Annotated in this window: 18 protein-coding genes and 1 pseudogene; 8 read left to right on the forward strand and 11 right to left on the reverse strand. The window is 50.8% G+C overall.

What is annotated here, in order from left to right; genetic code table 11:
* Window positions 1-36: 36 nt before the first annotated feature.
* The 3 genes and pseudogenes from IX84_RS17785 to IX84_RS17790 all read right to left on the reverse strand — a co-directional run bounded on the left by IX84_RS17785 (window position 37) and on the right by IX84_RS17790 (window position 2,772).
* Window positions 37-1,626, reverse strand: a complete 1,590-nt coding sequence (locus IX84_RS17785; protein WP_044223694.1) for a type I restriction-modification system subunit M — start codon at window positions 1,624-1,626, stop codon at window positions 37-39.
* A gap of 127 nt (window positions 1,627-1,753) precedes the next feature.
* Window positions 1,754-1,849, reverse strand: a pseudogene (locus IX84_RS34645) (PH domain-containing protein); the annotation flags it as partial.
* 110 nt (window positions 1,850-1,959) lie between these two features.
* Entirely contained in the window at window positions 1,960-2,772 is an 813-nt protein-coding gene (locus IX84_RS17790; RefSeq protein WP_044223696.1) for a DUF6694 family lipoprotein, read from the reverse strand.
* A 106-nt stretch (window positions 2,773-2,878) separates the two neighbouring features.
* Here IX84_RS17790 and IX84_RS17795 point away from each other — a divergent pair, with 106 nt between their 5' ends.
* Both IX84_RS17795 and IX84_RS17800 read left to right on the forward strand, forming a co-directional pair.
* A complete protein-coding gene (locus IX84_RS17795; protein ID WP_044223698.1) occupies window positions 2,879-3,931 on the forward strand; it encodes a helix-turn-helix transcriptional regulator in 1,053 nt (350 codons plus the stop codon).
* A 185-nt stretch (window positions 3,932-4,116) separates the two neighbouring features.
* Window positions 4,117-6,363 carry a hypothetical protein gene (locus tag IX84_RS17800; RefSeq protein ID WP_044223700.1) on the forward strand — a complete coding sequence of 749 codons (2,247 nt, stop codon included), beginning with the start codon at window positions 4,117-4,119 and terminating at the stop codon, window positions 6,361-6,363.
* A 417-nt stretch (window positions 6,364-6,780) separates the two neighbouring features.
* On the opposite strand, the gene IX84_RS17805 is transcribed toward IX84_RS17800, so the two are convergent.
* Both IX84_RS17805 and IX84_RS17810 read right to left on the reverse strand, forming a co-directional pair.
* Window positions 6,781-7,191: a hypothetical protein gene (locus IX84_RS17805; RefSeq protein ID WP_152605123.1), complete on the reverse strand. Its 411-nt coding sequence runs from the start codon at window positions 7,189-7,191 to the stop codon at window positions 6,781-6,783.
* A 150-nt stretch (window positions 7,192-7,341) separates the two neighbouring features.
* A complete protein-coding gene (locus IX84_RS17810; RefSeq protein WP_052516155.1) occupies window positions 7,342-8,598 on the reverse strand; it encodes a sialidase family protein in 1,257 nt (418 codons plus the stop codon).
* Between the two features lie 984 nt (window positions 8,599-9,582).
* Here IX84_RS17810 and IX84_RS17815 point away from each other — a divergent pair.
* Together IX84_RS17815 and IX84_RS17820 are read left to right on the forward strand one after the other, a co-directional pair.
* Window positions 9,583-11,982 (forward strand): ATP-binding protein, encoded by a 2,400-nt coding sequence (locus IX84_RS17815; protein ID WP_081968820.1) that lies wholly within the window; start codon window positions 9,583-9,585, stop codon window positions 11,980-11,982.
* Between the two features lie 3 nt (window positions 11,983-11,985).
* On the forward strand, window positions 11,986-12,711 hold the full coding sequence (locus IX84_RS17820) for a LytR/AlgR family response regulator transcription factor (RefSeq protein ID WP_044223705.1): 726 nt from the start codon (window positions 11,986-11,988) through the stop codon (window positions 12,709-12,711).
* A 141-nt stretch (window positions 12,712-12,852) separates the two neighbouring features.
* Here the strand turns inward: IX84_RS17820 and IX84_RS17825 are convergent, their stop codons facing one another.
* On the reverse strand, window positions 12,853-13,209 hold the full coding sequence (locus IX84_RS17825; protein ID WP_044223707.1) for a lipocalin-like domain-containing protein: 357 nt from the start codon (window positions 13,207-13,209) through the stop codon (window positions 12,853-12,855).
* 320 nt (window positions 13,210-13,529) lie between these two features.
* Between IX84_RS17825 and IX84_RS17830 the strand changes: the two genes are divergently transcribed.
* The 4 genes from IX84_RS17830 (at window position 13,530) to IX84_RS17845 (ending at window position 17,265) form a co-directional block, all read left to right on the forward strand.
* Complete coding sequence (locus IX84_RS17830; RefSeq protein WP_044223709.1) at window positions 13,530-13,874, forward strand: hypothetical protein; 345 nt, start codon at window positions 13,530-13,532, stop codon at window positions 13,872-13,874.
* Between the two features lie 180 nt (window positions 13,875-14,054).
* Window positions 14,055-14,294 (forward strand): FeoA family protein, encoded by a 240-nt coding sequence (locus IX84_RS17835; RefSeq protein WP_044223711.1) that lies wholly within the window; start codon window positions 14,055-14,057, stop codon window positions 14,292-14,294.
* Window positions 14,295-14,311: 17 nt separating this feature from the next.
* A complete protein-coding gene (gene feoB, locus IX84_RS17840) occupies window positions 14,312-16,432 on the forward strand; it encodes a ferrous iron transport protein B (protein WP_044223713.1) in 2,121 nt (706 codons plus the stop codon).
* Between the two features lie 83 nt (window positions 16,433-16,515).
* Complete coding sequence (locus IX84_RS17845; protein WP_052516157.1) at window positions 16,516-17,265, forward strand: hypothetical protein; 750 nt, start codon at window positions 16,516-16,518, stop codon at window positions 17,263-17,265.
* Window positions 17,266-17,384: 119 nt separating this feature from the next.
* Here the strand turns inward: IX84_RS17845 and IX84_RS17850 are convergent, their stop codons facing one another.
* From IX84_RS17850 to IX84_RS17870, 5 genes are all read right to left on the reverse strand, one after another.
* Window positions 17,385-20,591, reverse strand: a complete 3,207-nt coding sequence (locus IX84_RS17850; RefSeq protein WP_044223715.1) for an HYR domain-containing protein — start codon at window positions 20,589-20,591, stop codon at window positions 17,385-17,387.
* A gap of 291 nt (window positions 20,592-20,882) precedes the next feature.
* Window positions 20,883-21,620, reverse strand: a complete 738-nt coding sequence (locus IX84_RS17855; protein WP_152605124.1) for a hypothetical protein — start codon at window positions 21,618-21,620, stop codon at window positions 20,883-20,885.
* Window positions 21,608-22,906, reverse strand: a complete 1,299-nt coding sequence (locus tag IX84_RS17860; RefSeq protein ID WP_044223718.1) for a porin family protein — start codon at window positions 22,904-22,906, stop codon at window positions 21,608-21,610. The genes IX84_RS17855 and IX84_RS17860 overlap by 13 nt, the downstream gene beginning before the upstream one ends.
* Complete coding sequence (locus IX84_RS17865) at window positions 22,893-23,459, reverse strand: RNA polymerase sigma factor (protein ID WP_044223720.1); 567 nt, start codon at window positions 23,457-23,459, stop codon at window positions 22,893-22,895. The genes IX84_RS17860 and IX84_RS17865 overlap by 14 nt, the downstream gene beginning before the upstream one ends.
* 219 nt (window positions 23,460-23,678) lie before the next feature.
* A complete protein-coding gene (locus IX84_RS17870) occupies window positions 23,679-24,518 on the reverse strand; it encodes an alpha/beta fold hydrolase (RefSeq protein ID WP_044223723.1) in 840 nt (279 codons plus the stop codon).
* Between the last annotated feature and the right edge of the window lie 25 nt (window positions 24,519-24,543).

Below are 24,543 nucleotides of genomic sequence, written 5' to 3' on the forward strand. Positions count from 1 at the left end.
CACGAATTTTTGGCACTAATGGGCGCAAATGCTGCCTCAGTCCAGCATGTTTTCCAGTTCCTGCATCAGCTGTGCGCGCTCGGCTTCCAGTTGGCGGATGCGGGCCAGCAGTTCCTGCGGCGGGTCGTAGTCCACAGCTTGGTACTCGATCTCCTTGTAGCGGTTGATGCTGAGGTCGTAGGCGTTGTCGCGTATCTCCTGCACGGGCACGTAGAAGGATTGGGCGGTGCGGGGGCGTTCGGCTTCGCCTTCGGCATTGCGCCAGCGGTGGAGGATGTCGGGGATGTTGTTCTCTTCGTGCTTTTGCACCCGGTACTCGATCACCTGCCCGTGGGGGTCGGTGAGGGTGGAGAGGTGCTCGTCTTTGGCCAGTTGCTCGGGCTGTTCGGGCATGCGCCGGCCCAGTTCGCCGCGCTTGTCGTCCAGGCTGTAGCCGTCGGCCTGCATATCGTAAAACCAGACCTGATCCGTACCGCCGGAATTGGTCTTGGTGAACAGCAGTATGGCGGTGCTCACCCCGGCGTAGGGCTTGAACACTCCGGAGGGCATGCTCACCACGCCCTGCAGTTGGTGCTCCTCCACAATGGCTTCCCGTATGGCCTTATGGGCGCGGCTCGAGCCAAAGAGCACCCCGTCGGGCACAATCACGGCGGCCCGCCCGCCCGGGCGCAGCATCCGCAGCATTAGGGCCAGGAAGAGCAGCTCGGTCTTTTTGGTCTTGGCCACCTTGAGCAGGCTGGGCTCCACAAAGTCGTAGTCGAGGCTGCCCTTGAAGGGCGGATTGGCCAGCATCAGGCTGTAGCGGTCGGTAATGCCGGCGTTCTCCTCGCTCAGGGCATCCACGTGCAGCAGGTTGGGGCGCTCAATGCCGTGCAGCATCAGGTTCATCGCCCCTATGCGCATCATGCTGCTGTCGAATTCCAGCCCGTTGAACATCGCGCTGTTGTAGTGGGCGCGGAAGTCCTTTTTGTAGAATTCGTCTTGGTGCTCCCGCCTCAGGTACTCATCGGCAGCCACGAGGAAACCGCAGGTGCCGGCCGAGGGGTCGCAAATGGTATCGGTAGGCGTGGGCAGGGTCATGTCCACCATCAGCTGTATGATGTGGCGGGGCGTGCGGAACTGCCCGTTTTGCCCGGCCGAGGCGATTTTGGACAGCAGGTACTCGTACAGGTCGCCCTTGGTATCGCGGTCGTCCATATCGAGCTTATCGATGAGCTGCACCGCCCGGTCGAGCAGGCGGGGCGTGGAGATCATAAACGTCGCCCCCTTCATGTGGTTGGCGAAAGCCGTATCCTCCGGGGCCAGCTGCTTCATATAGTCGAAGACATTGGTCTGCTCCCCATTGAGGGTGATGCCACGGGTGAAGCGGTCGATCATGGCCTCCGGGTCCAGGTTTTTGAAGCTGCTCCAGCGCAGGGGCGTGGCGGCTTCCGGGTAGATGGGGTCGGTGATCGGCATGTCGAGTTCGCTCGCCTGTTTTTCCTTGAGCAGCTGCTGTTGGTCGAGCCGCCGCAGGAAGAGCAGGTAGGTGATCTGCTCGATGACGGTGAGCGGGTTGGTGATGCCTCCGGTCCAGAAGGTTTCCCAGAGTTTGTCGACTTCGTTGCGGAGTTGTCCGGTGAGCATGCGCGGTGTTTTGGTTTGGGAGGGAAGATAGGGAATTTTGGGAAATGGGGGGGAGGATGAGGATGAGGCTGAGGCGTTTATTGGTGAAAATGAAGACATCGCGCAGGAGCTGAAACCCGATGTCAAAGTTTTCCCCTTCAATGAGGAGGTCGCCGTATTTGGTTTCGAGGTCTTCCGGTTTGGCGGTGCCGGCATTGCCTAATAACTTATTGAGGAGTCCCATAGGGTAGAGATTTTGGTTTGGCACCTGAATGGCACTACTAAATTAAGCATAAAGTAGCTGCCAGCCAACCGCCGGCAGCCATAGAAAATTGCGTGTTACATACGCAAAGATTACTGTTGGAATTCGGGGTAGTTTTCCAGAAGGGTATGGAGCCGTTCCGCCTCTTCTGCTCCGAACTCCAGGGTGGAATATAGGGCTTCCCCATCTGGGCCGTCAATTTGGAGGACTTCCACCGTAAGTATCGCATCCTTGGGCGCATTTACCGTACCCCAGTCGGAGAACTGATTGGGCGCCAGGTTCCAGGTCGTACTTTCTCCCGGCTCCAGCCCACCGGCTATTTGGTAGTTGAAGTCATCTGTAAGCCAGGGCACAGATCGGTTAGGGCTCGCCAGTGTACCTTTAAAGTATGCCCGGGATATGGCAGATGAAGTGCCATTTTTTACGGTAAGCTCGATGATGGGTTCCGGGGAGCCGAAGTAGTCTTTGCGTTTGTAAAATTTAGATTGTGTTACTTCAAAACCCTGTAATTGTTCCTTTTGCGTTTCGGCATCCTGCTTTTTTTGGTAGAGTTCTTCGATCTCCAATCGGGCCTGTTCTTTCTTTTTGCGTTCCTGTTCCGCTTTAATGGCTTCACCTTTGGCAATGACTTCGCTGGCAGTGAGCCCATCCAAAGCCTCGGTGTAGTCCTCGAGTATTTTTTCCGCGCCTTTTTCTCCTTGCAGGAGGTCAGCAAAACTGAAGCCATCCATAGCCATGAGTTGCAGGGCTTCTTCAAAGGCCGCTTTGTCTTCATCAGAAAGCCCTTCCTTCATTTTTTTGACAGAAGCCTGAAAGTTTTCCTCGCTGGAACCATCAATAGAAGGGGTACAGGAGACGATCATCAGCAGCGCAAACAGCGCAAAAACAGAGTGAATGATACGCATGTCTTTTTGTTTTTCCACAAACCTACCCCGGCCCTGCGTACTGTAGGTACGCGGGATGCAATGGTCTGCGAAAAAAGTGTTAAGTTATCGACCCAAATAAGAATATATGGCAACCAATCGGCACGCAATGATCCGCTACCGGACAATCGACCGGTGCCTGAGCCGCCGCAATAAGCGCTACTGGACCTGGCAAGAGCTGGCACAAGCCTGTGGGGAGGAACTGCGGGAGTACGAAGGCGAAGACCGCGCCGCTCCATCGAGAGATACCATCAAAAAGGATATTCGAAATATGCGAAGTGGCATGCTCGGATACCGGGCCCCCATCCAATGGTACCCGAGGGAGGCGGGCTATGCGTACAGCGACCCGGGCTTTTCCATCACACAAATGCCCCTGAGCACGGCTGATGTGGAAGCCCTGCGGGAGGCTATGAGTTTGTTGCGGCAGTTCCGGGGCTTTCCACAGGTACAGGGGGTAGAGCAGGTAGTTGCGAAAGTCTCGGAGGCCCTGCGGGTCCGGCCGGCCTCGGAGCGCACCGTGCTGCAGTTGGAGGACAATATGGTGGGGCTTGGACTGGAATGGCTTGATCTGCTGTACCGCGCCTGCCGCGATCAGCGCTGCCTTTTGCTCGACTATCACCCGTTTAAGGTGCCGGAAGGGTATAAGTTTCGCCGTATCGTCAGCCCGCACCTGGTCAAGGAGTATAACAACCGCTGGTTTTTGTTTGCCCACGACCATGAGGCGCACTGCATCCGGACCTATGCTTTTGACCGTATCCGGCAGGCAGAGGTTTACCTGCTCGCTGATTTTGTTGAAAATCCGGGTTTTCAGCCACAGCAATTCTTTGAGGCGGTCATTGGTGTGTCTGTCCCTACCGGCCGGCAACCGGAGCCTGTACTGCTCAAGGCGACTCCGGAGCGGGCTCGTTACATTGAGACCAAGCCGCTCCACCCGTCACAGCATGTGCATGAACAGGCTGCTGATGGAAGCGTGATCTTTGCTTACTACCTCGTGCATAATGTAGAGCTGGAAAATCAGCTTTTGTCCTTTGGGGAAACGGTGGAGGTGCTTTCCCCACTGTCCCTGCGTAAGGCGATTACCCTTAGGGTACAGGCACTCTGCCGCCTTTATGCTGTAATTTGGGCAGACAAAACAAGATAATGAAACAAAAAAGATAAAATTCCGTACTAACTTCATGTTGCAGGTCCGCGAAGTACTACAATGGGGTTTGTGGCTTATCTGTCTTTTCCTTTTACCTTGAGCGCTGCTATTGAATTAGCATCTATCCCGCTGGTTTCAAAAGCGCAGTTGGGACTGATACGAAATTTCCATAAAGTTAGACATTTATGCACATCCAAATCGCCAAATCAGGAGGAGCTGGTATTCGTTATTTCGATAACCATACAGTTCTGGAAATTCCACTTGAGATTTCCACGCTCAGAGAGGATCCTTCCTATTATCTGAAGCGGATGGTGATCCATTTCGGTAAGAAAGCGGAGTCAGTCGATATCCCCGCTCAGCTAATGGATGAAGACCGCTCGAGTAGCGGCACGGGACAAGTACTGGATCCGGGCATTCGGCGTACGTATCGCCTGCAGTGCGATCTTCCCCTTCAATATGCAGATCATGTGGGGATTCGGGCACTCAAGTCATTTTCCTTTGTAATCAAACCTGAAGAGGGCCAGGATTTAGAATATGCCTTTAGTTATCAATTTCCTGCCATTGATTACCTGGGTAAGGCTCATAATGGGCAGCGAAAATTACGGTTTAAGAAACAAACCCTGAAAAAGACAGAGTCCAATGGGTGGGCGATTGGTTTCATATCAGCTATCGCAGTGATGACATTGATGGGTCGGCACTGGCTTAACGCTTCACAGGGTATGAATGGAAGCGGAGCCTTTTTTTCCTGGATGCAATATGCTGCAGAAGGTATAGTAGCAGCGGGTATGGGGTTTTTAGGCGTAAGCCTGGCGAAGGTCTGGAAGTTAGCTTCTTTGTCCAATTGGTTTAATACCAAGGATATATGGTTTGCCCCTACCCTGTATATTGCCCCCAAGACCTGGCATTTTATCCGAAATGGAAGGGTCGCAGCAGGGGCTATGACACTGTGTGGTCTGGTCATGGCAGGCGTATATCAGTATTATCCCGTCACTTTGGAGTTGCCCAAATCTTTACAGCAAGAAGAGATTGGGGTGACTTTGATACATAACGATGGTAGGCAATGGGAAGCCACAGACCGCTCAAAGTGCTTCTTCCGGGATCTACCTGATTACGCTCTGGGAGACACCAACGGCAAAGGACAGTATGTACCGGTCAGGAGATTTGTTCTGGGCAGCAAAGGTCCCATGAGTGAAAATAATGTTTCCGGTACGGGCTTTTCCGAACTCACCCGGCAGCTTAATGGATTGCTGAGTAATAATGTAGGCTATGCCATGTATGATTACCATTCGATTGAGAAGACGAAGCAACGAATTGACGGCAGTGATGACTTAAAGCAGCTGTTGCCCAAACTAATTTGGAAAAGGGGGAAATTGATAGAAGATCCTAATAGCATCAACCTGATGCATATCTGCGATACCCCAAAGCAGAGTCTGGTTCAGCTTTATAAAGAACAAATCTGGACGGAGACCATGGACTCCTGGAAGGCTATTTTAGAAGGTAAGCCTGGTGCAGGCCGCTGTGGTTTGGATCAGGAAATAGATGCTGTCAACCAGTTCCTTCGGTCAGCATTAGAGGAGCCTGCTTTGTTTAATGAGGGGGATACGACCATGGTAAATCGGGCAGCCGCCCTTTACGATGACTTTTTTAGGAGTGATAAGCTTGACTTAGAGAGCGAAGCCCGCAATTCAGGGCCGGATAGCAGAAAGCGCTATTACCAGCTGGAGATCAGAAACTACCTTTTCATGGCGTCTGTTGTGAATAAGAAGGGAAAGACCGACCTCGTGAGGTCTGCCTTATTCTCAGACGTAACAGAAGAAGATTTCCCGGAACTGGTTTTTGGTGCTATGGTTGAGGTTTGCAAAGAAGGGCTCAATTACAAATATCTTGATGAACTGTTAGAATTATACGCTTATTGTCTTAAGAAAGAGCTGTTAACTACTGATGCCCGTAAGGAAGGGCTTCGGAGGTTGGGGGCGCTTAACTATTATGATTACCATGAAGTAAGGTCGAAGAGATCCCGTGATATTTTCTATGAAGTATTGAAAGCAATCAGAAACGATAAGATCTTTCAGAGTTATATCGGCACCCCCGAAAGAGATTTTCTCTTAGGAATATTGGAAGCATCCCTGAAAGAGGGTGCGAATAGCATGGACAGGTTTTGCGCAGCCGTACGTTTTATCGCAGACAGGAGCGAGAAAAACGGAAGGGTTAATGAGCCTTCCTTTAATTTTAATGAAGGGGCGAGAGCCGCATTTACAAGGGTTCTCCATGCGCACCAGCTTCCATATGAGCAATTTAGTTGCATTGGTGGTACTATTGAGGACCCGGTTTCATTTGGTCCCAGAGTGGGGGAATACGAAAAATCGCACATAGATACTCTACCGAAAGAAACCAGTCAGCAGGTGCATTCTTACACTGAACACGATCAGTAACAGTACCTATGATTCTTAGAACTATTAATGCTCTGGAGGGGGCATTAACAAAGGAGAAAAAACCGGCGATCAGTGTTACCCGATACATGCAGCAAGGATTTGGCAGAGGAATTTAACTGAGTGCTGGGTAGAATCAGCTGTTCTGCGACTTTTGCAATATTGCTGAGTGAGAACAGCAGTCAGGTGTAACATCTGATCGACCGGATTGACCAAACTAGGGCAAATAGGTGTAAATATACTCGGAACGGAGAGGTTTGGGCGTAAGGCACAAACCCGACGCACGAGTATATGCCGACACGAAGTCATGTTTGGTCCCAAACTACTTCGTCGTCGGTATAGCTTAGCAGCGAAAAATGAATGGAAAACTGAAATTGCTTGATAAACAAACGTTATTGAACTTATGGAAATGTAGTGCTTTTATATTTGGTTAGGGGGCAGCTTTAAATACAAAAACAGTGCCATTGCTGTAATGATAGTAGTTTTGATCAGGAAGTCAGCGTCGAGCCATTTCGAAGAGGAAGATACCTCCGTTTCGGAGTCTTCCTCAGCAAAGGGACAACCAGCTACTCCGCTGCGCGAGCTATTGGTATAGAGCATTTTTTTATCAGCCACTTTTCCCTCCTGACCTGGCATGGGAATATCTGAGTTGCCCAACGGGACAAAAACGGAGTCTCCCGCATATTTGACGTAGGTGAACTGACTTTGGGAGATTGCCCATTTGTTAGCAGAGGTTTTTCCGATAAACCCAAATAGACAAAAAACCAGGGTTAGACCGCTGATAAGGTAGACAGACAATTTAGAAGTAGATTTAAATCGTACTAATTTCATTGTCTTTGAATTGTTAATTGATTAGGAGTAGGAAGCTTTAGCATTTGATATAACAAAAATAATAATCTTCCCATGTTGGATTTGGAATTTGTGATCAACGCTGTCTCTGGAGTGACTAACAGGTGTTTTTTTGTGAGTAGCTGGTTTTAACTAATGAGGCACTAGTGTTTCCATATTCATTCGTACGCTCAAAATATAAGGCGCTTCCCCTTCCGCCCAGTGCCCGTAGGTAGTCGCCACGATGGTACCATCCGGCAGGCATTCCAGCGCAGGATAAGCACAGTCACTGCCTTTGGTATTGTCCTTCAGCCGGATGCGGTATTGCCCCTCCCGGCCTTCCACGAGATCTTCGTAGGTGCCTATCCAGGCGACCCAGTCGCCGGTGGTGGGGCTGGCAGGACCGGCCTGAGCTTTCAGTTGAGCCGTATCGCAATCCTGGCATTCGGCTTTCAGTGCCTGATAACGCCAGTAAGCGGGGGCCATATCGCGGAAGGAGATCAGTAAGCGCCCGTCGGGGGTATAGATGGCCTGATGCCGGTCGCCGTTGAGGCTGTTGGGCAGGGCGCGGGGGCGGGTCCAGGTTTGGCCTTCGTCATTGGAGAACATAATCTGGCTGTTCATCCGGCGGCTGTTTTCCCGCAGCAGCATAGCAATTTGCCGGCCATCCGGCGAGCGGATAAGTCCGGGCTCGCAGAGATGGAGGAAACGGGATTGCAGCATGGCTTCCGGCTCCGTCCAGGTCAGCCCGCCATCGTAGGAAAAGGTTTTGTAGAGGGTGAATTCGGCCTGATTGTTGGCCCTTTCAACCGCAGGCTCGCCGGCTCTGCCGCGGTGGCTGAAGTAGCGCCCGTCGTCGTGGAAGACGGCCATATAGTGCCCTTTGCCGGAACGCAGTGGGACCAGGTCGCCCATGACTACAATACCGCCCCAGTTGCCCAGCGGTTGCAGTTCGGTCCAGGTGCTGCCCTGATCTTCGGAGTAAGCCATTCGGGCGGGGTAGAGACCGGAAAAGAGCAGCAGCCGTTGGGTGCCATCGGGCCCTTCGGCGGGGTAAAGGGTGGGCACTTCCAGCGAACTTTCCCAGCTTGCGGGCACGGGCAGGCGCTCGCTCCAGGTTTGGCCACCGTCATTGCTGCGCTTGAGTACGATAGGCCCGCGGCCATGCCCTTTGGGATAGGTGCAGTAGAGGGTTTGCCCGTCTTCCAGGAGTACCGTGGTTGGATGCCCAAGGTACACACCGGGCTCCCGGTCTACGGTTACCTGCCGGCTACTCATTGTATCCAGGTCGATAAAAGGGAGGCTATGGTAGTCCAAAGAGAAGCCGCTGAGGTCGATGCCCTTGTTGATGATTTGTGCATTGGATAGCAACGGTAAGCAAACCGCACTAAGGAAAAGAAACCGGAACATATGCTTTTTCCCGGAAAGATACAAAACGGTTTTTATTGCCTGGCGAAAACCATCGTTTCCGGGTTGCCTGCCTGCTAAGAAAAAATATTGTCAATTGGATATCTATTTGTGACGGGTTTATAACACTATGTTTGAATTTGCATTGTTTGTATGTCACGAAAAAAGAATTGCCGGGGATTTGTTAACTGCAGAAACATTCATATTGACTTTTTCGGGGTTTTTCGATGTCTCAACACTTACAACACTCTGCTAAGTTTAGTTCCTTAGGTCAAAAAATCCGGTGATCAGGCATACCTGATGGAGAGCTATGATGGGAAGTATGGATTGTTATTGGGGTTATCGGTACATAGCTTAGCAAAGTAATGGGAGAATTGCACCATTTTCAGGTGCCTGACCAACCGGATCATGTAGCTTAAATTGAATCGCTCGCTACGTCGCAAAAAATGAGAAACTCATTTTTGTAAAACAAATCGAAACCTATGGAAATAGTTAATGCTGCTTTTACTACGGACTTAAAACATAGAACACTTCTTCGTATATATTATAATTTTATGTTTAGTGCCCAATCCTTTTTGTTATGATTGCTCCGGCAATTTATAATTAACCTGAGGGCAAGCAGCAGCATTGTGATGTATGCACTGTTATTGGTGACGAAAATTCGGATTTTTGTGATAAAGAAGAATGTAGAATTGGCACTTTGGAAGCAAATGAGTATCTTTCTAGTAGTAAAATCCCGAGGTAAAAATCAACTCTTTTTTAGACCAGCGGTTCTACAAATCATCAGTTGTGGTATTTCGTTTGCTTTGTAAATAGTCAGTGAAAATGAGAAACAGTACGGTCTGTGTTTACTGAAGAGTAGCCAGAACAGAAAACGTGCTGGTTTCTTTCTCAAAGTAGTGAATTCCCTTCCTGTTTCTTAATTTCACAGCTCTGGCAGGACTGTCTACGAGCTTAAATAAAGGACGCCCGCAGAAACTAAACAATATGCACCAGTTACTAACTACGGTACTTCTGCTACTGATGGTCTTCCCAATCAGTAGCCAAAACACTTCAAACACATTCAGGGATAGCCTATATAACGTGATTGAACGAGCGGGTAGCCCGGAAGCTAAAATCGACCTGTACAAAACAGCGATAGACCAGAAGCTGCAAACCGATCAGGCGCTGGCGCGTGAGTACATCGAAGCACTCCGGCAACTGGCCACTGCCGTTAAAGATACCGCTACTATCGGTTATGTCTGTGAGAAAGAGGCCAGTTTGTCCTATCTGAGCGGCGATCATCAGCAGGCAAGCCAAGGCTTTGAGGAGGCCTGCCGATATTATGAAAGGGCAGGCTTGTATGACCTTTCCATCATGGCGTGCACTAAAAGTGGTGTGATGCTCAGCCTGATGGGCAAACAGGTCGAAGCCAAGGCTGTTTATCAGGAACAATTGGGAGCAGCCCGGGCAAAAAACCTAAAGCCTCAGCAGGCTTACATTAACAATCAGCTGGGTACCCTTTATCATTATCAGGGGACTTCGGATTCTGCGATTGTCTACTATGACATTAGTGCGAAAATGTATAGCGAGCTGAAAGACACGACAAACCTGCTGCGCCCGCTATTCAACAAAGCCGTGCTGTTGAAAAGAAGCAATCCTGAAGAGAGCCTGGCTACCTACAAGCGCGTATATAGCATTCGGGAAAGGCAGGGAGCTATACCGGAAATGATTACAACGCTTCAGGCGATTGCAGATCTACAGGAGAACAATAGCGAATTGGTTAGTGCTTTTCAAAGTTACGAGCAAGCTTACCGCTTGTGTAAAGCCTACGGCTATAAGACCGCTTTGCCGAATATTCTCACAGGCCTGGCGAGTCTCAAAATGGATCAGTACGCTCATAATGAAGCCTTATCCTACGCTGAAGAAGCAGTCGGTACTGCGAAAGAGTCCGGGCAGGTGGAAGGACTGCTCAATGCTTTGTCGATTCAAGCCTCTGCCTGGTATTACTTCGGGGATAAAGAGCAGGCGCTGAAGGTGCTCGAGGAAGTGCTAAGCACTGCGGCAAGTAATGGTTTTCTGGGATTCACGGTACAGGCTTTGATCAAGCGCGCCCTTATTCTTACGGAAATGGGGCGGGCCGTAGAGGCTGGTCTGGCCCTACAGGAGGCAGCGTCTCAAATAGACAGTGGAATAGGAAAGGAGCACTTGCTTTTTTTCAAAGATACCAAAGCCCGTTGGGCACTTCGCACCGAGCAATATGAAGAAGCGTCAACGCTGGCCCGCGAATCTTATCAGGCTTTTTTGAATGTCAAGCGCTACGGGGATGCGTTGGGTGCCTTGAACGTGCTGCTGGAAGCCTACGAAGGCAATAAGCAATACACTCAGGCAGTAGCCCTGTTCGGGGACTACCGCTGGCTGTCCGATACGGTTAATCAAATCCGAAGTATTACGGACTTGAAGGTGCAAAACCAGGAGTTCGAATTTGAGCTGGAGAAACAGGAACTTGAAGCAGAGCAAATAAAACGGGAAGCGGTGCTCAAAGCAGAGTCAAGCCGTAACCTTGCGATCGCCCTGGCCACCGCATTGCTCGGGATAACAGGCGTGGTTTTTGCCTTCTACACCCGGCGGCAGCGGCAAATTATTGAGCAGCAGCGGGACGATTTGCAAGTGCTCAACCAAACGAAAGATCAGCTTTTTTCTATCCTTGGCCACGACCTGCGAGTACCGGCAATGGGCTTCCGGGGTATTGCCAGGAAGGTGAACTACCTGTTGGGAGAGCAGAACTACGAGGGGCTGCAGAAATTTGGGCGCAAAATAGAGGAGGACGCGAGTCAGCTCCTGCATCTCGTGGAAAATTTGCTGCACTGGTCGCTCAACCAGCAAAAGGGCCGGAAATACCGCCCGGTGGATATTTACCTCAGGCAGGCTGTACAGGATACCCTGGCTTTCTTCATCATTCGGGCGAGTGCCAAAGGTATTACCCTTGAGGATAGCCAACTGCAGGATTTGCGCTGTCATTGCGACCGGGACATGTTGGGCGTCATCCTCCGCAACCTGCTGGACAACGCTATCAAGTTTACGCCCGAAGGCGGGCGGGTCAGGGTATGGACGGAGCAGGCTGACCCTATGCATGCCTTGCTCTGTGTGGCAGACACCGGGCCTGGATTGCCCGCAGCCATCATAGCGCAAATAGAAGCAGGGGAGGGCTTGAAAACCTCCACACCGGGTACTGCACAGGAAAAAGGCTTTGGGCTGGGGCTGCAGCTTGTTTTTTCCCTGGCCGAGGTCAATAAAACTCCGGTGGGCTGGCGCAAAGGCGAGGGGGGCGGAGCGCAGTTTACGGTTCAGATTCCGTTGGCAGAGGCTAAAGGGAGCAGTTCATTTGCACAGCGTCAATACTTATAATTTATGGGAGGCAAACCGGTTGAAATCCTCATTGTTGAAGATAATTACTCTTTCGCCCTGGAGCTGGAGATGTTACTTAAGGAGTTGGGATACCACAATATCTCCCATCTGGAAAATGGGGAGAAGGCTCTACAGCGGATATTGACGTTGCCCCCTGATCTGATTATACTGGATATGCACCTAAAGGGAAAACTGTTAGGGATAGATGTTGCAGAGGCAGTTGCGCACCTTTCTATCCCCATACTATTTATTTCCGTTGCCGGTGAGGCTTTATACAACAGAACACAGCAGTTGCCTAACAGCATTGGCTATCTGGTAAAGCCTGTACATCCCATAACGCTAAGGTCTGCCATTGAACTTGCACTTTCCGGACTGGAGAAGGACAGCCTAAAGGTGGCAAAGAGGGAAATTACTTCACCTTTTATTCTCCTCAAACAGGAGCAGACCTACTACAAAGTGGGACTGACAGATATCGTCTACGCTCAGTCTGATGGTAATTATGTCTGGGTTTATACGCTATCCGAGCGTTTCTTTATCCGCTCCACATTTAAGGAGTTTCTCGCTACGCTGCCGCCCCGGGATTTCCTGCAGGTGCACCGGCAGTATGTGATTGGGCTCCGGCACTTCCGGTCTGCTAATTTCGTAGACGCTATTGTTCATGTTGGGGCCTTTGATGTGCCGTTGGGGAAACAGTATCGGGAAAGCCTTAATGCTTTTCTGGGGATTTAGGTCTCTTGGGCGGCTGTCGGGCGAAAGCGCTCAGAAAATCCTTTTTGTAAGTGTAAAGCAAAGCAGCCAATCTTTATCAGAAAGGAACAGTAAAAAGTCAGATCTGCCTCTTACACGTTGTACACTGGCTCACGGCATAGCTTACTCTTTTACCAGCACTAATTCCTCCGGCGTACCGGCCCGGTTCATATTCATCCGGAGCGTATCTGCGCCTGAAACGGCAACTTCTACCATTTTCTCAGCCTGACCCTCAGCATGCGTGTACAGCTTATTGCCTTCCACGCGGTAGGTCCCCGCTTCTTCCTGTGTGCCAAAAGCGCCAGTATAAGTACCGGTGGGCTCAAATGTAAACGTAACCTGATTGGCGTTGCGGCCGGATGTCTCCCCGTTTACGATCCAGCTGACACCCTGCCACGTACCGGTGATTTGGGCATCGCTGCCACTATCTGTGCAGGCAAAGAGGAAAAATAGCGGCAAAAGCAAGGGCAGGTATTTCATAAAGGATGGATGTAGGGTTGAGTGAATGATTTAAGATGCAGTAAGTTAACAAAAAACCGCGAGATCCAACCGTCTCCTCAACAGCTCCGAAGCTGGCAGCTGGCTTCAGCTTAAAGCCTCGGCAGGCTGGCGTAAACCCTGGCAGCCTGAGCATGCAGGGCATTCGGTACCCTACCTCCCTACCATTCGGTATTTTTTGGTTAATCTTACTATCTGGACGTAGTCTAAATAAAACTTTTGCCATTTTCGCGTTGTCAGTAAGGAAAGCATGATTGCGATAGCAGGCGAATACTTGCTGCCAATAAAACTTATGAAAGGCTATGGACAAAGAAAAAGGAATAGGGTACAGTGCACTGATCAATGACTTCATTGAGGCGCAATACGAGGAGGAACGGCTCGCAGCGCTACCGGACCGCCCGGAAGACCTGATGCCTGAATTCACCACCGTTCATACCGAAGTGGTGGAACGGGATGGGTTGTTTATCGTGAATCTGGTCTACGTTAGCATTGAAGACCCTACTGTGCTGCTTCGGGTGCCGGTACGGGTGTGCCGCAACCGCAAGATTGCCGAGATCATCGCCTCTTACAAATGCCGTTTGTGCGCCTGTGATCAGTGTATCCCTCTGAAAGTATCGATGGAAGATTTCGGGTTTGCACAGAATTAAGTGGCTTGAGGTACTAGTGACCAAAAAGAGAGAGAAAGTACCTAGTATTAGGTATAAAAAACACCCCGATTAGGTATTTTTGACCTTCAAGTGATAATAATCACTTCCTGTGCTGATCTCGCCCTTTAATTTGGTGTTACTTTTGTGTTTTATTATTTGGATTAAATAAAAAGAAAGGGCGTGGTAGCAACAGTAGGGCAGCAAAACGAACTCAACCAAGCCAAGCCTGGCTTAAAGGGCGAAGTCTCTCATTTTTCCAATGAGCGCATCGGCAGTAAGTTAATGGCGATGGGGGTTTTGCCGGGCAGCCGGATCGAATACATCCGTAAAGCGCCCTTTGGCGGTGGTTGCTACGTTAAAGTTGATAATGTTTTGCTGGGGCTACGTAAGGCAGAGGCAGCGAGTATTGTGTTGAAGTAATCAGGTATCCCTTTCCAATGACAAAGACGTTCACTATCGCCCTGTTGGGAAACCCCAACTGCGGCAAATCATCACTCTTTAATCAGCTTACCGGACTGCGGCAGAAAGTGGGCAACTTTCCAGGCGTTACCGTCGATAAGAAAGTCGGAAAGCTTGTGCTCGGGAACAGGCAGGAGGTCAGTATCATTGACTTCCCGGGCACCTATAGCTTTTACCCCACATCCATCGACGAGCGTATTGTCGTACAGTCTCTTTCCAATCCTAACGACGAGAATTACCCGGATGCCGTGGTATACGTGGCGGATGTGACGAAGCTGGAGAAACATTTGTTGCTGCTCACTCAACTACGGGATCTTGGGCTGCCGCTTGTACTGGCACTGAATATGTCTGATGTAGCTGAGCAACAGGGGCTGGAAGTATCCACTGAACTGCTGCGCAAAGGCCTGGGCGTCCCTGTGGTGATGCTCAGTGGGCGGACCGGTGCAGGAGTGGACGATTTAAAGCGCCTGCTTGAAGAAATGATTGCGAAGCCAGGCTCGTATAAGGCTTCCTCCCCCTTCTTCAGCATGAGCGGACAGGAAAAAGCATTGGCCGATGCTGCCAGAGCCATAGTGCCGGGCGCTAATACCTATCAGGGGCTTCTGATCGCTCATCATTATGAGTGGCTGCCCTTTTTGTCGGAAGCCCAACGGGCTTTGCTGAAGGATACAAGCGAAGAACATGGGTTTGTATCCCTTAGCTCACAGGTTGGGGAAACGATGCAGCGCTTCGACCGCTTTACGCCGGTGGTCAAGTCGGCACTTAAGTCCGGCGATAGCGAGGAAAAGGGTATCACTGAGCGCCTGGATGCCGTACTGACGCATCGTTTTTTCGGCCCGCTCATCTTTTTCGGGCTAATGCTGCTGGTGTTTCAGGCTATCTTCGCATGGGCAGGTACGCCTATGGAGTGGATTGAGACCTTTTTTACCTTTGTGGGCGATCAGGTGCGGGAAATTCTGCCTGCGGGCTGGTTTACTGATTTGTTGACGGACGGCATCATTGCCGGGCTGGGAGGGGTCCTGGTTTTTATCCCACAGATCACTATACTGTTTTTGCTCATTGCCATACTGGAAGAAGTGGGCTACATGGCCCGGGCTGCTTTCATGTTTGATCAGGTCATGCAATCCTTTGGGCTGAACGGCCGGAGTATCGTTGCCTTGGTATCGGGTGGGGCCTGCGCCATTCCTGCCATCATGAGTACCCGCACGATTGGCAACTGGAAGGAACGGCTGATTACGATTCTGGTGACGCCGTTTATCAGTTGCTCGGCCCGGATTCCGGTCTACACGGTGCTGGTCGGGTTTGTAGTACCCCCCAGGACGGTGCTCGGCATTTTCAATATGCAGGGGCTGGCATTTATGGGCTTGTACCTGCTCGGCATCGTAAGCGCCCTGGGGGCGGCCTATATATTCAAGCTCATCCTGAAGACCCGCGAACAGAGCTTTCTTATGCTCGAACTGCCTGAATACCGGGTGCCTGTGGTCCGTAATGTGGGACTGACGGTTTGGGAAAAGGTGCAGTCCTTTGTGGTGGAAGCCGGGAAAATTATTCTGGGCGTTTCTATCATCCTCTGGTTCCTGGCCAGCTATGGGCCTCCGGGCGAAATGGCTGCTGCCGAAACGGAAGCCCTGTCTGCTGCCGAACAGCTTCAGCTCGATGAAACCGAAACAGACAACCTGGTGGCTTCCCGCAAAATCGAAGCTTCCTTTGCCGGGCATATTGGCAAAGCCGTGGAACCCGTCATCCGGCCATTGGGCTATGACTGGAAAATCGGCATTGCACTCATCACTTCATTTGCAGCCCGTGAAGTCTTTGTGGGCACTATGGCCACTATCTACAGTATCGGGTCGGCCGATGATGAATTTACGGTCCGGGAACGGATGGCGCAGGAACGGAACCCTCTGACGGGCGAGCCGGTCTATAACCTCGCCACGGCACTGTCTCTGCTGCTGTTTTACGTTTTCGCCATGCAGTGTATGAGTACGGTGGCGGTCGTAAAGCGGGAGACCAAAAGCTGGAAATGGCCGGCGATTCAGTTTGCCTTTATGACCGGGCTGGCCTACCTGAGCGCTTTGCTGGCCTATCAGTTGTTAAGCTAGAGCGAAATTGCCGGGTATCCATAGCAGTGGAAGTTGCTCCGTTGGGCGCTTATCCTTAACTTGCCACCCTAAATCCACTTCCTATGAAATACCTGTTTACTCTTGCTTTCCTGTGCAGCGCTTTTTTTGTACTGGCGCAGGACACCACTGCCCAATCCGTGGAAATTTACTCCACCAATGGCGGTGAATTCATTTTCTCTTTTGCTGATGTAGATGTGAACGATGCAGATGCCTCAGGCATCCTTCGCTTTTCTGCCTTTTTTCATGTTGGCCAAAAGTGGCACTTTGATTTCGGGAATAACTTCGGTTTGTTTACCGGCTACGGTATTCGAAATATCGGCTTTATCACTGAAAATGATGGCATCAGCATCGCAGAATTTGCCAACGCAATAGAACCCGGCGACGACGTGAAAGTCAAGCGGCGGGCTTATTCGCTGGGCGTACCCGTAGCGTTTAAAATTGGCAACTTCGACCGGAACACTTTCGTGTACGGAGGGGCTGAGGTTGATTTTCTGTTCAACTACAAAGAGAAACTGTTTATTGATGACGATAAGGAGGAAAAATTCAATGAGTGGTTCAGTGACCGTACCAACCTGCTCATGCCTTCTGTTTTTGGCGGCATGCAGTTCCCGGGTGGGGTCAATTTGCAGTTCAAGTATTACCTGACCAACTTTCTGAATCAGGATTATACGGAGCGCGTAGATGGTGTAAATGTAATGCCTTACCAGGATGTCGATAGCCGCCTGTTTTATCTGTCTGTTTCCTTCAATATTGGGCGCGACAGCAACTTGTTTTCGAAAGAGGAACCGGTTCAGCGGCGGACTTCGTTTTAACGCCTGTTTCGTGATCGAAAAGAAATTTGGAGCCTGGCACCTGGGCTTCGATCAAAAAAAAGAAAAGCCCGGCAAGCATTTAGCCTGCCGGGCTTAATTCGTTTCAGGGTAACCTGAATTTACGGCCGGTTAGCTTTTACAAACCGAATCACTTGCCGCTGCCCGTTTTCCAGTCGGGCTTCCATGAGATAAGTGCCGGGCCTGAGCTGGCTGATATCCCAACGGGCTGTGGTTTTGGAGGATTCTTGCTCCTGGGTCTGCATGGCCTGGCCCAGCGCATTGTAGAGCTGATAAGTAACCGGGAGGTCTTCCCGGGTTTCCAGTTCGATGAACAGCTCTTCGCTGGCAGGATTAGGATAGGCCTGCATGCTCAGCTGCCCCTCAGGGTTTTCCATACTAATGCCTTGTGGTGTATGGCCCCCATTCAGGAATATAGGATTGGTGACCGTTGAGACGTGGCTGACCACGGCTTCTGCTGTTCCGTTGGGATCAGTCGTGTAAACGGCAACGCCCACGCCAATACAGTTATTCATCGGCAGATATACCTGATGGATCAGCTGCCAGTTGGTACCATACTGGCTGAAGTAGCCCCTGATCCAGTTGCCCTGACGTACCAGCCGCAGCCAGTATGGGAAAGGCTTGTACAAGAGAATACTGTTGGCATTGCCACCGGTTTGATAGCGGGTATGCCACCGCAGGAGGCTAGTGAGATTGGAGAAAACACCTGCCATTTTCGACCCCGGATTGCCGGATTCCCGCATCATGAGCCCCACGTAGCCATTGTCCACATCTTCTACCTTGAACTGCATGCCACTGTTTCCGCAGAGTGGTTGGTACATGTAGCCCATGTTGTCAAAATTGTTGTCCGGAGTAGTCCGTCCGGTGCTCGTCAGGGTATAGTCCCCGTCTTCAGGGGCAGGTTTGGAGCAGGGATCGAAAGCATAGGTATTGCTTGAGTTGCCGATACTGCCGGTAGACCACTGTGGGGGGAGGGCATTGCTCACGTCCACATACACGGAAGCCGTGCAGTCATCGGTGTTGCCAGATTGGTCACTGATGGTAACCGGAAATTCAAAGGTCATAAACTTATCATCACAATCGAATACTGTGGCCGGGAAGTCGACTTCCGTAATGAAACAATTATCAAAACTGTTTATCGCATCAAAGACATCTGACTCCTGCAGGGTGTAAAATCCGTCCCACTGTATCTCAACGGTTGAATTCAGACATACCGCGACTGGTGGAATATCGTCAATAACAGTAACTGTAGCTTCGCATTGGTCCGTGTTGTCGCTATCATCTGTAACGGTCAGGGTCACAGTATTATCATCCAGGTCATCACAGTCAAAGTCAACCTTATCTAATGAAACGCTCTTTATGCCACAATTGTCAGATGATCCGTCATTGACCTGCGCTGTAGTAATAGAGCCCTCTCCGTCACTATTTAGGTAGACTTCCACATCCTGGCACAATGCAACCGGATCTTCAGTATCATTTACCGTGATGGTGAAAGAGCAGTCACTTTTCAGGTTGGAGTTATCGGTAGCGGTAGCCGTGACGGTTGTGGTGCCCACCGGGAAAAAGGTGCCGCTGCTTTGGCTGTAGGTGACAGAGGCGATGCCGCAGAAATCGGAGGCAGTGGCAGCCACGTAGTTGACGATAGCACCGCAGTCTCCCGTATCATTGCTAAGTACAAGATTGGAAGGGCAGGAGATCGATGGAGGAGTAATATCATCCTCACAGGTAACGGTAAGCAAAAAGTAACCCTCATCCCCGCCAAAGCCATCAACGTAGATCCAGTAATCTGTTCCGGCGGCGGTGCAAAAGGTAGCTTCAGAAGTAGATCCTGAGCCTCCATCATCGTCACCTGCTTCGCAAATTAAGGCTCCACAGTTGCCGCTGTAAATATTAATCTGGGTATCGAAAGCAGACCCTGCTGTACTAACCGTAACAATTTGGCCATTCCCGCTGAAACGATACCATACCCCTTCATTGGGTGTCCCGCCTCCTGTACATGCCATAGGGGCATCATTTTCAGTGGCATTAATTGTATTGCCAGAGTAGTTGCGGCCGCACTCCACCGGGATGGCGTTGGCGCAAAGGTCATTGTCCGGGACCACGCAGTCAGACAGGCAGCCACGGGAGTCAATATGGGATTGGATATTATTGGTATTGTCTGCTGTAAACTCAGTGGCCGCACAAACAATGAATGCAGACATGATGGTGACGTTTTCAGTAGCAAGGCTATGCAAGCCATTCCAAAGGTGCCCGATTTCATGTGCACTCAGCGAGGAAAGACAACTCAGAGCCGGATTAAAATCCTCACATACGTTGTACCTGTCCCCGGTGCAGACCACACCAAGCCCGTCTGCCCGGCCAATTAGTCCGAATTCCGGTTCGGCTTCAGACCCCCTGAAGACATTCCGCGCTACCCACAACTGGCCGATATCATGCGTTGCGAAGTTCCCGGCTGTATTCCCCCATGTTGCAAAATCAGGCAGCAGGATATCCATAAAGGCACTCCCAGACCAGGGGTCAGCACCGGAAGAAGCAGGAATGACCATATCTACAATAACATAGTCGATATTAAAAGGTGTGTAAAGCCCTTCCATGATATTCGTAATATCGAGGATATGGTTTTGGACAGCATTGACAGAACCAAACTTGGTGACCATATCAAACGCGCCCGCCAAAGCCAGCTCCACTTCCTTCACACAGGGGTCCATCATTCTGGTGGGGGAATCGGTAGGCGTTTCCTTTTTCGGAGCATGCTCACGGGCCTCTGACATCCCACAGTGCAGCTCAGGGTCCTTAAGCACATCACTGGCTTGGTAAACTACATAATGGGCTGGGTTAGCACCCTTCAAAAAAACAGACAAAGGTTCAATATAGTATTCGGCATCCCGGGACTTTAATACCCCCCGGATGTAGCTTTCGTGGATGCTCATCCTGACCATGCCAGCATCCTGTGATGTGAACCGCCCTTTGAATATGGCATTTTGGGGAGGTGTCTGGTACGTTATCCCCCGCTCTGTCAGTACCTTGTATTTAAATCCAGGCTTGAACAAAGGTGCAGGATGGAGCTGTACGTTCCAGTTGTGCGCATTTCCGAGTTGTAATGCTACATGCAGGCCGCCTTTCGTTTCCCGGTTTACGACCATTGGAGAAATGTCCAAGCGGAAAACCTCATAGTTTGAAAAGGTACGTTCAAGTGCATCAGTTTCCAGTGAAACCGGAGTCCCCTCAATCTGAAGGGGGCTCCCTTTGTCCTGCGCATAAAGATTTGGCAAGATTAGCAACAGCAAAAAAGTGAATTGAATTCTCATGTTTTCGGGTTTGTAGGTGAATAGAAATATACCCCTGCCCGGTGTGGACAGGATACAATATCAGGATGCTGTAGGGGGGATAAGCAAACAAACAGACATCAACGGGTCGGTACAGACCGGTTAAAACTTAAGAATGATGAACCTGGAAACGGTTTGAAGAAAGGGTAAGTCTGGGTAGAGAAGAAGGACAGTCCTTATAACTAAATATAAAAGTACATTTATTTTGAGATCTTTTCAAACTTCTTTCGGGATAGGTGCGTGAATGTGTTGCAGATCAGTACATAGTTTCGGTTAGGGCTTCGGGATAAAAATCCGTCCCTGTCCGGTTATTGCTCCGCCTTCGTTTAGCCCAAGCTGATGTCCCAACGGGGCGCTAAACTCAACCGTTACCTGATAGCCGGTATCTCCGAAACCAGACTGTATATCGGAAACAACCTGGAGGATTTTTAAATACCCACTCGCGCTTTCCGTCGCAGTCGTCACCAGCCCCCGGTCAGCCCGGTCGACGGCAGTGGGGTGGTTTTTAAAATACCCTATCTCCACCATACCCGGCGCTTGACCTAGGGATAGCGTTTGCCCGGGCTGCAGCAGATCTTCCAGCTCAAGGGTGAGAGAAGAGGAGGCATCCGGTGCGGGTAGGTAAAAACAGAATCCCACCCCCCGGTAACTGGCCGAACCGTAAAACTGATCGGCGTTGTTGAAGACCGCTTCGTCTTGAAAATTGGTGTCGATAAGGGTGCTGTCATTGAAGAAAACAGAATAGACTTCTGTGGTTGCGCCGCTTTCGATAACCTGGAATTCATTGCGGCCCTCGGGGGTATCCGGGTCGAGGTCGGCATATAGCTCGATGTGTTCAGTGGTGGCTACGGCACCGGAAAGGGTAAGTGTGGCGTCAATAAAGTAAGCGGAGGTCGCAAAGCCGGGCTCACCGGGCGCGAAGTCCTGTAGCGCTGTATCATCACTGCTACAGGCAAAAAGGAAGCACAAACTGCCCCACAACCCATATTTTAGATCACTTACCAATGCCATTTGAGTGCAAATTGTAAACTGGTATTATTGTAAATTTCGTTGTTTTGGTAGTAGGGCTCCGGGGTCAGGTCGCGCAGCCCCTGCTGCCATCTGAGATCTACTGACCAGTGACTGGCAATACGGTAATCAAGCCCGGCAATTAGACCAAGGTCCCACCGCTCAAACCGCGCCGCATTCACCGGAGCCGCTCCTGCTGCTCCTGCTAAGGTGAAATCAGCAGTGTTTTCCAGGCTGTTCCTGTTACTTTCATCATTCCAGCTGCCTACCGGTTGGTCTGTACTGCGCAGGTAGGCCACTTGCATTCCTCCCATCACCCTTAACCGCTTCCCAATTTGATACTGCAACGTTACCGGTACTTCCAGGAAATGCACCCGGGTAATTGACCGGTGGTAAGGGGAAATGCTGGCAAAGGCAGGCAGATAGATGGTATCTCCACGTGGCGGTGAAATGCCCAGCCCGCTGCCGTTGTTTTCCGAACGCCGCTTGTACTGCAGGCCGGCTTCCAATACCCATTTCCGGTTAAGCCTGAATTGAGCAAATCCACCAAGCAGCGCATTGGTTTGCAGGGACTGATAATCGGCTCCCGCTTTTAGCCCAAAGCTCCATCTGTGCAGCTTGGCTGGATTAATTTCCGGCATATCCGCCACTGCCTGCTGCCCCATTAGTGTATCCGGAGGCAATGTAGGGACAGGTGCTATTGCTGCAAAAACCCGTTCATCATCGCTTGTGGAAATGGTGTCGGGGGCTTCCGGATTAGGGATGATGTCGTTGACTGGGATTTGGGTGATCGTATCTAACGGATTGTTGGAAAGGTCCGTAAGAGGTGCCGGCATACGGCGCACAGGGGCAGGGGCAGTTCTGCTTTCGGTTTGCGCAGTACGGGAAGGGGGCATAGGAGGTGCTGGTACCGGTGCCGGGCTATTCACCGTTTCCTCCTGAATCGATGCTGCCGTTGCTACCGTATGCTTCGCATTGGAAGCATGGGACAGGCTCGGCAGAGGAACTGGCATGGAAGACAATAGCACCTGGCTATTGGTACGGAACGCCAGCCGCTGCCCTTGTAGAGCACTAAGCCAGACTCCGCTGCCGACCAGCATTAAAGCGCCGGCAAACCAGATCCAACCTGCAAACCTGCGTCGGGTTTTTTCGGGTACAGCGGGCTGAGGGACAGGGCGCTCACCATCGAGGATGGCAGACATTTCCTTCCAGCCAGTGGAAGGCACTTCGTGCTCAAAGTCCTCCAACTGCTCCCGTAAGTGCTGAAATCCGTCTTTACGCTCCTTCATGCTCGCTCAATTTAATCATTTCACGAAGTTTTTTCTTTCCATCGGACAGATGCCATTTTGAGGTGCCCTCGCTGATGCCCAGCATATCGGCAATTTCCCGGTGATTATACCCGTCCAGGGTGTAGAGGGAAAAGACCGCTCGTGTGGCGGCAGGCAATTGCTGTACCAGCTCCAGTAATTCTTCCAGAGCCAGGTTTTGCATGGCTTCGTTATCGACCGGTATATCTCCTGAGGTTTCAAAATCCATACGCTTGCGGTAGCTGGCTTGCCGCCTTAACCAGTCAATGCAGGTGTACATGATGACTTTGGCAATCCAGGCTTTGAAGGAACCCCGGCCTTCAAATTGCCCTACCTTTTGGAAAACCTTGAAAAATCCGGCATTAAGCATGTCCATAGCTTCCTCTTTTCCGTTGGCGAAGCGCATACAAACCCCCATCATATATCCCCCGTAGCGGTCGTACACGTACTTTTGAGCCAGGCGGTCCCCTTTGACGCACCCCTCCCGGAGCACCTCATCAGAACTGTCAGGCTTGCAAACAATGGCTGTGGACATGCTGGGCAACGATTTTGGTCCTAAGGCGAAGTCCATTACTGCGATTTACCTTACAGTCGCAGCCTGCATGGGAAAGGGTTGGGTGGAGGACTATTTTTTTTCTGGCTTTTCCTTTTTGGAGAGGAAATACTTGAAAAAATCAATGATGGCATCGATCAGTTTGCGGAATGCGGATTTGTCACTCATAGTTATAGGTTTTTGGGGATAAGATTCAGCAGTTCAGGATTCAAGGCCCGGTAAGTTATGCAGTTCTTCCGGCCGGCTGCCCAGCAAGAAGGCAAGGGCAGTACGGTTGAAGGTTTCATACTGCTCAATGTTGCATACATGCCCGCACTTTTCAACGATCACCAGCTGGGCCCGCTGATGGGTTTGCGCAAAACGCTTGGCGGCTTTGAAAAATACGTGGTCCTGATCGCCCATCACAACCAAGCTCAGGTTGCGGAGCTCCCGGTTGAAAAACTGGCGTAAGAGGCGGAAGAAATCTTTGTATAGCCCCACCCACTTCAGGTATTCCTTTGGGCTCAGCTTTTGAGATTGCATGCGGAACATCCGGCGGGACCGGCGGTGGTTGCGCCGGGGTAGTACGACCCAGGAGAACAGATTATAAATAGCACGATACGGCAGAAAGTGGTTGAGGAATTTTGCCGAATGCACAAACAACTTGATGGTGAAAGTGGCCCGGAAAACCCCGCCTGCCATGATCATCTTGTTTACCAGCTCAGGGCGTAGTTCATCCAGCTTTTGCAGGACAACACTGCCCAGGGAGACCGAAAGGAAATGCGCCCGCTTGATTTGAAGGTGGTCAATGACCTTTAACACATCAGAGGTCACAATATCAAAATTGTACGCTTCGTAGGCCGGCTCTATATTCTTGGATTTTCCATGATCGCGTAAATCAAGCAACAACAAATTGAAAAAAGGCTTGAAGGCATCCACCTGATATTTCCAGGTTACAATGCTGCCGCCGGCACCATGTATAAACACCACCCATTCTGCTTTGGGGTCCAGTAAGTGGGTTTCGTAATGTAGGAGCAGTCTGCCCTGTTGTTTAGATTGCATATTGACCTTTACGGGAATAAAACGC

It is taken from the genome of Phaeodactylibacter xiamenensis (assembly GCF_000759025.1).
GTDB lineage: Bacteria > Bacteroidota > Bacteroidia > Chitinophagales > Saprospiraceae > Phaeodactylibacter > Phaeodactylibacter xiamenensis.

Coding starts and splice junctions, on each gene's coding strand:
- IX84_RS17785 (WP_044223694.1), bottom strand. CDS start 1,626: ATGCTCACCGGACAACTCCGCAACGAAGTCGACAAACTCTGGGAAACC.
- IX84_RS17790 (WP_044223696.1), bottom strand. CDS start 2,772: ATGCGTATCATTCACTCTGTTTTTGCGCTGTTTGCGCTGCTGATGATC.
- IX84_RS17795 (WP_044223698.1), top strand. CDS start 2,879: ATGGCAACCAATCGGCACGCAATGATCCGCTACCGGACAATCGACCGG.
- IX84_RS17800 (WP_044223700.1), top strand. CDS start 4,117: ATGCACATCCAAATCGCCAAATCAGGAGGAGCTGGTATTCGTTATTTC.
- IX84_RS17805 (WP_152605123.1), bottom strand. CDS start 7,191: ATGAAATTAGTACGATTTAAATCTACTTCTAAATTGTCTGTCTACCTT.
- IX84_RS17810 (WP_052516155.1), bottom strand. CDS start 8,598: ATGTTCCGGTTTCTTTTCCTTAGTGCGGTTTGCTTACCGTTGCTATCC.
- IX84_RS17815 (WP_081968820.1), top strand. CDS start 9,583: ATGCACCAGTTACTAACTACGGTACTTCTGCTACTGATGGTCTTCCCA.
- IX84_RS17820 (WP_044223705.1), top strand. CDS start 11,986: ATGGGAGGCAAACCGGTTGAAATCCTCATTGTTGAAGATAATTACTCT.
- IX84_RS17825 (WP_044223707.1), bottom strand. CDS start 13,209: ATGAAATACCTGCCCTTGCTTTTGCCGCTATTTTTCCTCTTTGCCTGC.
- IX84_RS17830 (WP_044223709.1), top strand. CDS start 13,530: ATGGACAAAGAAAAAGGAATAGGGTACAGTGCACTGATCAATGACTTC.
- feoB (WP_044223713.1), top strand. CDS start 14,312: ATGACAAAGACGTTCACTATCGCCCTGTTGGGAAACCCCAACTGCGGC.
- IX84_RS17845 (WP_052516157.1), top strand. CDS start 16,516: ATGAAATACCTGTTTACTCTTGCTTTCCTGTGCAGCGCTTTTTTTGTA.
- IX84_RS17850 (WP_044223715.1), bottom strand. CDS start 20,591: ATGAGAATTCAATTCACTTTTTTGCTGTTGCTAATCTTGCCAAATCTT.
- IX84_RS17855 (WP_152605124.1), bottom strand. CDS start 21,620: ATGGCATTGGTAAGTGATCTAAAATATGGGTTGTGGGGCAGTTTGTGC.
- IX84_RS17860 (WP_044223718.1), bottom strand. CDS start 22,906: ATGAAGGAGCGTAAAGACGGATTTCAGCACTTACGGGAGCAGTTGGAG.
- IX84_RS17865 (WP_044223720.1), bottom strand. CDS start 23,459: ATGTCCACAGCCATTGTTTGCAAGCCTGACAGTTCTGATGAGGTGCTC.
- IX84_RS17870 (WP_044223723.1), bottom strand. CDS start 24,518: ATGCAATCTAAACAACAGGGCAGACTGCTCCTACATTACGAAACCCAC.